Origin of the sequence: Ferrovibrio sp., from assembly GCF_019636075.1 — a bacterium.
GTDB lineage: Bacteria > Pseudomonadota > Alphaproteobacteria > Ferrovibrionales > Ferrovibrionaceae > Ferrovibrio.
Genome location: NZ_JAHBYG010000051.1, coordinates 19,238 through 27,836, shown reverse-complemented (window position 1 = coordinate 27,836; position 8,599 = coordinate 19,238). Strand labels below are relative to the sequence as shown.

Annotated in this window: 9 protein-coding genes; 3 read left to right on the top strand and 6 right to left on the bottom strand. The window is 62.6% G+C overall.

Annotation, left to right across the window (positions count from 1 at the left end; translation table 11 throughout):
- From KF827_RS17215 to KF827_RS17195, 5 genes are all read right to left on the bottom strand, one after another.
- Window positions 1-224 (bottom strand): TRAP transporter large permease subunit (locus KF827_RS17215; RefSeq protein ID WP_291007997.1); only part of this gene is annotated, 224 nt, incomplete at its 3' end.
- A gap of 7 nt (window positions 225-231) precedes the next feature.
- Window positions 232-840: a TRAP transporter small permease gene (locus tag KF827_RS17210; RefSeq protein WP_291007994.1), complete on the bottom strand. Its 609-nt coding sequence runs from the start codon at window positions 838-840 to the stop codon at window positions 232-234.
- A gap of 54 nt (window positions 841-894) precedes the next feature.
- Window positions 895-1,965: a TRAP transporter substrate-binding protein gene (locus KF827_RS17205; protein WP_291007992.1), complete on the bottom strand. Its 1,071-nt coding sequence runs from the start codon at window positions 1,963-1,965 to the stop codon at window positions 895-897.
- Window positions 1,966-1,993: 28 nt separating this feature from the next.
- A complete protein-coding gene (locus KF827_RS17200) occupies window positions 1,994-2,842 on the bottom strand; it encodes a putative hydro-lyase (RefSeq protein WP_291007989.1) in 849 nt (282 codons plus the stop codon).
- Window positions 2,843-2,982: 140 nt separating this feature from the next.
- A complete protein-coding gene (locus KF827_RS17195; RefSeq protein WP_291007986.1) occupies window positions 2,983-3,918 on the bottom strand; it encodes a LysR family transcriptional regulator in 936 nt (311 codons plus the stop codon).
- A gap of 156 nt (window positions 3,919-4,074) precedes the next feature.
- On the opposite strand from KF827_RS17195, the gene KF827_RS17190 reads away from it, so the two are divergent.
- The 3 genes from KF827_RS17190 to KF827_RS17180 are packed head-to-tail and all read left to right on the top strand — an operon-like array spanning window position 4,075 to window position 7,138.
- Window positions 4,075-4,986: a MurR/RpiR family transcriptional regulator gene (locus KF827_RS17190; protein ID WP_291007984.1), complete on the top strand. Its 912-nt coding sequence runs from the start codon at window positions 4,075-4,077 to the stop codon at window positions 4,984-4,986.
- Window positions 4,983-6,317: an aspartate aminotransferase family protein gene (locus KF827_RS17185; RefSeq protein ID WP_291007981.1), complete on the top strand. Its 1,335-nt coding sequence runs from the start codon at window positions 4,983-4,985 to the stop codon at window positions 6,315-6,317. Before KF827_RS17190 ends, KF827_RS17185 begins: the two co-directional genes overlap by 4 nt.
- Window positions 6,314-7,138 carry a 3-keto-5-aminohexanoate cleavage protein gene (locus tag KF827_RS17180; RefSeq protein WP_291007978.1) on the top strand — a complete coding sequence of 275 codons (825 nt, stop codon included), beginning with the start codon at window positions 6,314-6,316 and terminating at the stop codon, window positions 7,136-7,138. The genes KF827_RS17185 and KF827_RS17180 overlap by 4 nt, the downstream gene beginning before the upstream one ends.
- Here KF827_RS17180 and KF827_RS17175 read toward each other — a convergent pair.
- Window positions 7,135-8,397, bottom strand: coding sequence for a D-amino acid dehydrogenase (locus tag KF827_RS17175; protein WP_291007975.1), 1,263 nt, complete (start codon window positions 8,395-8,397; stop codon window positions 7,135-7,137). The genes KF827_RS17180 and KF827_RS17175 overlap by 4 nt on opposite strands.
- Window positions 8,398-8,599: the final 202 nt, after the last annotated feature.

Below are 8,599 nucleotides of genomic sequence, written 5' to 3'. Positions count from 1 at the left end.
GCCACCCCGGCACGCAGCAGGATTTCGCCGAGCAAAATGAACATCGGAATCGCCACCAGAAGGAAATCCTTCGATGACGACCAGGCCACCTCGCCCAGCGCCAGGCTGAGCGGCATGGAGGAATACAGCTTGTCGAGCAGCAGGCCAAGGCTGCCCAAAGCCGCGGCTACGGGAAGCGCCGCGGCCAGCAACGCGAGAAGCAGAAACAGCGTGGTGGCGAGCATGGATCATTCACCCGATTTTGCTGGAATCTGTTTTGATAGCGGCAGTATGCGCAGCTTCGTCGGCGGCATCTTCCTCGATGCTGCGTGCACCGGCCAGCCGGCGCACCGTGGCAAGGTCGCCGCCCAGCAGCGCAAATAGCGCACGCAGCAGCAATGGTGCCAAAGTGAAAACGAACAGCGCCAGCCCCGCTAACCACAGGCTTTGCGGAATCCACAGCGGCGTAGCCAATGGCGTGGTGGCCCGCGCCTGGAAGGCCAGCGAGGTATCCAGCACCGCCCAGGCCTGCCAGGTGAGCAAGCCTACAAACAGGCCGATGGCGGCAAGGGCAACGATATCGAGAACCGCACAGAGGGCCGGTGGCAACCGCACATAAAGCGCATCCACCCGCACATTGGCGCGGCGCAGCAGGGTGAATGCCAACGCCCAGGTGGTGCCGACGGCAAAGGCATAGCCGGAGAGTTCGTCGGCGCCGCCCAGCGAAATCACCAGCAGCTTGCGCAACAACACATCCACGGAGACCAGCAGGGCGGAGGCCAGCACCATGGCGCCTCCGATCCAAATCGCATAGCGCGACAGACGATCGGCAAATGCAAGCCAGCGGTCGAGCACAATCATCGGCGATCTCCGGATAAGGAAGGGGGCGCCCGAAGCGCCCCCTTGGCTGTTGCTTTACTTGGCGGCGGCGGTGAGCCCCACCACCTTGCCGATGCTGTCGTTGAAGGTGGCGACGCAATCGCCCTGGCAACGCGCCGCCCATTTCGGCAACACGGTGTCTGACAGCGCCTTCTTCAACAAGGCCTTATCGGCATCGGAAACCGGCACGATGGTCATCTTCGCCTTGGTGCCCATGGTGCAATTATCCTTGCCGGCATTGCAATCATAGCCCTGCTGGGTTTCCTCGGCGGCCGCCTTCCAGATGCGGTCTTCCAGGCCGGAGATTTCCTTTTCCAGCAATGCGCGCACCTTGGGGTCCAGCTTCTGCCAGGATTTCAGGTTCACGGCGTGCATCACATGGCTCCAGCCCAGCGGCAAGGCATAGATATGCGTGGCCACTTCATACCACTTGGCCGAATTGCCCGAGAGCGTGCCGGTGATGGCGCAATCCACCACCTTGTTCTGCAGGGCCGGCACAACTTCGTTGAAGGCCAGCGTCACGCCGGTGCCGCCGAAGGCTTCCACGAATTCCGCCAGCGTGCGGTTGCCGGTGCGCACCTTCTTGCCCTTCAGATCGGCCAGGCCCTTGATATCGCCGTTGCAGAACAGCACCTGCGCCGAATAGGGCCAGATGCCCAGCACCTTGATGCCGAACCGCTCGCCATAGAACTTGTCGTAAACCGGTTTGTAAGCATCGGAAATCTTGCGCGCGGCGGCCACATCGGGGGCGAGACCCGCCAAATCCACGGCTTCGTTGCGGGCGTCGTCGGCTGCCACATAACCCAGCACGGTGGAGCCGAAATCGATCACGCCAAGGCGCATCAGGCGGAAAATCTCGGCGCCCTTCAGGCCCATTTCGTTGAAGGGCGTGATTTCCGCCGTGATCGCACCGCCGGATTTTTCAGTGATTTCCTTCGACCAGAAAGGCTGCTCGAAATTCTTGTACTGGGTCAGATTGCCCCAGGCGCCGACCACTTTCAGCGGGGTCTTGGGCATATCCTGCGCCAATGCGGCAGACGCGCCGAGGCCGGCGGCCAGAAACGCGCCAAGCAGCGCGCCATGAGCAAGGGATTTGAACCGTTTCATTACAATATCCTTCCTGTTTGGGAGTTTTTTACGAAGTGGCTAAGGCGGTATTCTTCAGATCGGTGACAAGCATGTAGCCCGGCGCGTGGGTGACGCTGAATTCGGGCTTCATGGCGGCGATCACCGATTGCGGGGTGACGCCGCAAGCCCAGAAGACCGGCAGTTCATCCTCATGCACGGCAACCGCATCGCCGTAATCGGGCTTCATGATATCCTTGATGCCGATCATTTCCGGCTTGCCGATATGCACGGGCGCGCCATGCACGGCGGGGAAACGCGAGGTGATCTGCACCGCGCGGATGGCATCGGCCGGTTTCATCGGGCGCATGGACACCACCAGCGGACCACGAAACGGGCCCGCCGGCACGGTTTCGATATTGGTGCGATACATCGGCACATTGGTTCCGGCATCGATATGGCGCAGCGGGATGCCGGCCTCGATCAGCGCCTCTTCAAACGAAAACGAACAGCCGATCAGGAAGGCAACCAGATCGGCGCGCCAGACTTCCTTGAGGTCTGCCACCTCGGCCACCATCTCGCCCTTACGCCAAAGCCGGTAACGCGGCAGATCGGTGCGCACATCCACATCCTGACCCAGGCCGGGCAGGCGCGGATCGCCGGGTTCGGTCACCGCCAATACCGGGCAGGGCTTGGGATTGAAATGACAGAAACGGAAGAAATCATCCGCCAACGCGCGCGGCAGAACAGCCAGGTTGGCCTGCACCAGACCGGGCGCGATGCCTGCCGTGGGGCCGCTATATTCGCCGTTGCGTATGGCCAGACGAGCCGCATGGCCGCTGGAAAATATCCGGATATGGCCCGCATCCTGGGCAAGCGTCCGATTTTGGCCAGCATCCTGGCCGGGCATGGCATTCATATTCCCCTCCGCCGCTTTGCGGCCGGCTCCACTGTTGTGAAGCCATGGCATCATACCGGAGAGGTATTTGTCTAATTCCGAATTTGGATGCAGTTTGATAAGAAATTCTTATCGGTATATTTGCCCAATATTTTTGCGTTCTATGCCTTTTTAGGCAAACGGGCAATCTTACTCTGGCGATTCCGGCGCCGCGCCTCGGTATCGGCGATTTCGCGGGCGATTTCCAGCACAGCTTCGGCCATGTAGCTATCCGGCTTGGCAGGATAAGTGGCGGTGAAATTCAGATCCGGCAGGTTCTGCTCGGCCCGAATCAAGCGCAGCCGTTTTTCGCTCAGTTCGCGCCGGATCACCACCGGCGGAATCGCGCTGATGCCGATGCCATCCAGCGTCATGCGCACAATGGTGCTGAGCGAAGCATTGCCATACATGCGCAGCCCGGGAAAATCCGAACGCGTCATCATCTCGCGCACGACAATATAGGGCCGCGTATTGCGTGGATAGGTAATGATCGGCCATTGCGCCAGGCGCGATAATGCCACCGGCTCGGGCCCCAGATCTATATTCGGACTGGACACCCAGGCCATGGGATAGCTGGACAAAGCTTGATTGCGCATACGCGGTTCGCTTACCGGCCCAAGCAGAAAGGCGATATCGAGCTGATGCGATACCAATCGTTCGCGCAAGGCCGGCGACACATCCACCTCGATTTCCAGCGTGATCCCGGGATACACCATGTGCATGCGTTCGATCAGCTTTGCCAACCATGTATGCACGATGGTTTCCGCCACACCCAGCCGCACCACGCCGCGCATGGCTTTTTTCTCGCGCGCCGCCTGCAGCAGATCGGCATGCAATTGCAGCATGCGTTCGGCATAAGGCATCAGCTCCGTGCCCTTGGGCGTAAGCACAACGCCGCGCGGTTCGCGGTCGAACAGCTTCACGCCCAGCTCATCCTCCAGCAACGCGATGCGTTGGGATATCGCCGGCTGCGTGGCGTGCAGCTTTTCGGCCGCCGCGCGAAACCCGCCCAGATGCGCCACCCAAACGAAGGTTTCCAGATTGCGCAAATCCGCCATGCCCGCCTCCACTAATGCCTATGCGAGAAGAGTATAAGCATTCCTTATCGACAGGCCCAGGCCGGCCGGCCCACCGGATTCGATTCATTTGTTTCATTATAGGCATATTTGAATCATTTGTTGCAAAGACGAAAAAACCGTGTTTCACTTGCCGGCATGACGGCAGCTCCGCTCAGCGACCGCATCGTGCGGCAATTCGACAGCCTGACGCCGCAATTGCGCGAGGCGGCGCGATTCGTGCTGGATCATCCACAGGATGTGGCCCTGCTTTCGATGCGGGAACTGGCGCGCCGCGCCGGGGTGCCGCCGGTCACCATGCTGCGCCTGGCGCGCCAACTGGATTTTCCCGATTACGCCGCCTTCCGGCAGGTGCATGCAGCGGCCTGGCGCAAACCTTCGGGCAGCGATTTCGCCAGCCGTGCGGAAGGCCTGCAAAAGCGTGGGGAACGATTGCCGGAGCGGATGGAACAGGCCCTGGCCAGCCAGGTCTCCCACCTCACCGCCCGCAATGCCGACGCCTTCACGACGGCAGCCGAAACCATCGAACGGGCGCGGCGGGTTTATGTGCTGGGGTTTCGCTCCTGCTTCGGCGTGGCGTTCCAGTTTGCCTATGTATACGGCTTGCTGCGCGATAACGGCCTGCTGCTGGATGGCGCCGGCGGCACCGGCACCGATGCATTGCGCCAGGCCGGGCCGCAGGATGCGCTGCTTGCCATCAGCCTGGAGCCCTATACCCGCGCCGCCGTGGAACAAACCGCCTTTGCCGTTCAGCGCGGCACGGCCATGGTGGCGATCACCGATTCCGAATTATCGCCCTTGGCCCGCCAAGCTAAGGTAAGCCTGATCGTGCCCACGGAAAGCCCCTCCTTCTTTCATGCCCTCACGCCGGCTTTTGCCACGGCAGAGATGCTGCTGGGCCTGCTGGCGGCACGCGGCGGCGCCAAGGTGGCCGATGCCATCCGCAATGCCGAGGGCCAGTTGGCGAGTTTCGACACCTACTGGACCGACCGCCCGAAATCCAAAACGCAAGTCAAATCCCAACCCAAGCCAGGGAAATCCCGTTCATGAGCCGCATCCTGCACCGCCAAATGCAAACCCCGCTGCCTGTTGCCGTGGGTGGCGAGGGCATCCACCTGATCGATGCCGATGGCAAACGTTATATCGATGCCTCGGGCGGCGCCGCCGTAAGCTGCCTGGGCCATGGCAATGCCAGGGTGATCGAAGCGATCAAGCAACAGGCCGAGGCGCTGGCCTTTGCCCATACCAGCTTTTTCACCAGCAAGCCGGCTGAAGAACTGGCCGACCGGCTGATTGCCGATGCGCCCGCGGGCCTCAGCCATGTCTATTACATCTCCGGCGGTTCGGAAGGCGTGGAAACCGCCCTGAAACTGGCGCGGCAATATTTCGTTGAAAAAGGCCAGCCGCAACGCCGGCATTTCATCGCGCGGCGGCAAAGCTATCATGGCAACACGCTGGGTGCGCTGGCGGTGGGCGGCAATGCCTGGCGGCGCCAGCAATTCGCCCCGCTGCTGATCGAGGCCCATCATATCGCACCCAGCTATGAATATCGCGAGCGCCAGGACGGCGAAACGCCGGAGGCTTACGGCCTGCGTGCAGCCAACGAGCTGGAAGCGAAAATCCTGGAGCTTGGCGCCGACAGCGTAATCGCCTTCATCGCCGAACCGGTGGTAGGTGCCACTATCGGCGCCGCCACTGCCGCGCCCGGCTATTTCAAGCGCATCCGCGAAATCTGCGACAAATACGGCGTGTTGCTGATCCTGGATGAAGTGATGTGCGGCATGGGCCGCACCGGCCGGTTGCATGCCAGCGAATGGGAAGGCATCGCGCCGGATATCGAGGTGATCGCCAAGGGCCTGGGCGGCGGCTATCAGCCGATCGGCGCGGTGCTGATCGGCCAGCATATCATCGACGCGATTCTGCAGGGCAGCGGCTTTTTCCAGCATGGCCACACCTATCTGGGCCATCCGATTGCCTGCGCCGCGGCATTGGCCGTGCAGAATGTGCTGCGCGACGACAATTTGCTGCCCAATGTGCGGGCTATGGGCGAGGTGCTGAGCCAGCGCCTGCAAGCGCGCTTCGGCAATCACCACCATGTGGGCGATATCCGCGGACGCGGCCTGTTCCAGGCCATCGAACTGGTACAAGACCGCGCCGATAAATCCACCTTCGATCCCAAGCACAAGCTGCATGCCCGCATCAAGCGCGAAGCCATGGCACGCGGGCTGATGTGCTATCCAATGGGTGGCACGATAGACGGCGTGCATGGCGACCATGTGCTGCTGGCGCCGCCCTTCATCATCACGCCGCAGGATGTGGATGCCATCGTGGAGCGGCTGGGCGATGCGGTGGATGCCGCCTTGAAAAGCATCGGCGCATGAACGGCCAGGCCCTGATAGCCGTGGCGCCCAACGGCGCCCGCAAGCTGAAAGCCGATCATGCAGCAGTGCCGCTGACGGCGCATGAGCTTGGCCTTTGCGCTGCCGCCTGCGCCGATGCCGGCGCAGCGATGATCCATCTGCATGTGCGCAACCAGGATGGCGGCCACAGCCTGGACGCCGACCTGTACCGCGATGCCGTGTCCGCCGTGCGGCGCGAGGCCGGCACCGGCATCATCATCCAATGCACATCGGAAGCCGCCGGCGTATATGATCGCCATGCCCAGATGGCGGCGATGCGCGCCCTGTTGCCCGAAGCCTGCAGCCTGGCAATCCGTGAGATTTTGCCCGATGCAGCCTCGGAATCCGAAGGTGCCGGCTTTCTGGCCGAACTGCGGAAGGCCGAAGTGTCGATGCAGTTCATCCTGTATTCGGCCGAGGATCTGCTGCGCTTCCGCGACCTGGTGCAGCGCGGCGTGATTCCCGGCGAAAGGCATTTCGTGCTGTTCGTGCTCGGCCGTTACGCAAAGGACCAGCAATCCACTCCATCCGACCTGCTGCCGTTTCTGCAAGCATGGCAGCCGGCCTGGGGCGCCTTTGCGGTTTGCGCCTTCGGCAAGCTGGAGGCCGCCTGCGCGCTTTCCGCCATCGGCCTGGGCGGCCATGCCCGCGTCGGCTTCGAGAATAACATCCTGCTGGCCGATGGCAGCATTGCGCCAGACAATGCAGCCCTGGTGCACCAGATTGCCGATCATGCCGCCGTGATGGGCGCCGCCGCGATGACGCCGGATGCGGCGCGCGGCTGGCTCAGGCAGTTCGGTTAAGCGGCATGCAGCGCGAAATCCGCCAGCGGCACAGGTGCCTCGCGCTGCCCCAGAAGGGCCGCGATGACGGCGGCCGAACCGAAGGCAAGCGTGAAGCCCAAGGCACCATGGCCGACATTCAGCCACAGATTCTCCAGCCCGCTGGCACCCAGCACCGGACGGCCGGTGGGTGTGGCCGGTCGCAGGCCGCACCAGGCACGGCGCGGGCCGGGCGGCAGCTTGAAGGCTTCGCCGGCCTGGCGTTCGAGTTGCTGCACACGGCTGGAATCCAGGCTGTGATCGGCACCCACGATATCGGCCATGCCAGCGATACGCAGCCGGTTGCCCAGGCGGGCATAAACGATCTTGTTGGCATAATCGGTGATGCTCACCCGCGGCGCCTCGGCCTCGTCGGCAACATCAAGGGTGAAACTGTAGCCCTTGATCGGATAGATCGGCAGATCGATGCCGATAGGCAGGGCCAGCGCCCGGCTATCCAGGCCGCCGGCCAGCACATAGGCATCGCCCTGCACGATGCCGGCTTCGGTTTCCACGCCGCCGATACGATTGCCGGCACGCAGCAGGCTGATCACCCGGGTATTGAAGCGGAAGTCCACGCCACCATTATGGCCACCCAGCAGGCCGGCCAGGCCCAGGCAGAGTTTGTAGGGATCGCCGGCCGCATCATCCGGCGTGTAGATGCCGCCGGTAATGCGATGGCCCATATGGCGCAAGGCGGGTTCGCGCGCCAGACAGCCATCGCGATCCAGCACCTGCTGCTGGCAGCCCAGGGTGTTCTGGTATTGCGCCAGGCCGGCGGCGGCCTGCAGGCTGGCGGCATCGGAATAAACCACCAGCTTGCCGGCCTGCACATGATCGAAATCCAGCCCGGCAATATCCCCGGCATTGGTCAGGATATCGCGGCTGAGGAAGGCCAAACGCAACAGCGCCTGGATGGTGCTGCGCGCCATGTCGGTATTGCAGGCGCGCAGGAATTGCAGGCCCCAGCGGTATTGCTGCAAATCCAGGCCGGGACGGAAACGCACGGCGGCGCCGGGGCCGAACAGCAGCTTGGGCAGATCGGCCCAGATGCCGGGATTGGCCAACGGCGCCACGTAGGAGTAGCTGAGTTGCGCGCCATTGGCATGGCTGGTGCCGGTGGCCGGCTCCGGCCCGGCTTCCAGCACCGTGACACGATGCCCATCGCGCGCCAGGGCCCAGGCCGTACTCATGCCGATTACACCGGCACCGATCACCACAACATGCATAACACACTCCATATCCGGGGCGCGGCGGGCTTTTCTGATCGCCAAATTAGCGCGCGAATGACGTTGCGTCACTGTTCCCGCAAAAATATCGGCCATCTCGCAAGCAGGAAAAGCTTGACGAAACCGCCCTGCACGGCCTCCATAGCAACAAGGCAGGAGGCTGACACAAGATTGCGGCAGGATATTTCACATATCCCGCCGCCCATTGATCGGC

What these genes read in the sequence shown, in the direction of transcription:
- KF827_RS17195 (WP_291007986.1), bottom strand. Translation starts at nt 3,918, where the DNA reads ATGGCGGATTTGCGCAATCTGGAAACCTTCGTTTGGGTGGCGCATCTG.
- KF827_RS17210 (WP_291007994.1), bottom strand. Translation starts at nt 840, where the DNA reads ATGATTGTGCTCGACCGCTGGCTTGCATTTGCCGATCGTCTGTCGCGC.
- KF827_RS17190 (WP_291007984.1), top strand. Translation starts at nt 4,075, where the DNA reads ATGACGGCAGCTCCGCTCAGCGACCGCATCGTGCGGCAATTCGACAGC.
- KF827_RS17180 (WP_291007978.1), top strand. Translation starts at nt 6,314, where the DNA reads ATGAACGGCCAGGCCCTGATAGCCGTGGCGCCCAACGGCGCCCGCAAG.
- KF827_RS17175 (WP_291007975.1), bottom strand. Translation starts at nt 8,397, where the DNA reads ATGGAGTGTGTTATGCATGTTGTGGTGATCGGTGCCGGTGTAATCGGC.
- KF827_RS17185 (WP_291007981.1), top strand. Translation starts at nt 4,983, where the DNA reads ATGAGCCGCATCCTGCACCGCCAAATGCAAACCCCGCTGCCTGTTGCC.
- KF827_RS17205 (WP_291007992.1), bottom strand. Translation starts at nt 1,965, where the DNA reads ATGAAACGGTTCAAATCCCTTGCTCATGGCGCGCTGCTTGGCGCGTTT.
- KF827_RS17200 (WP_291007989.1), bottom strand. Translation starts at nt 2,842, where the DNA reads ATGAATGCCATGCCCGGCCAGGATGCTGGCCAAAATCGGACGCTTGCC.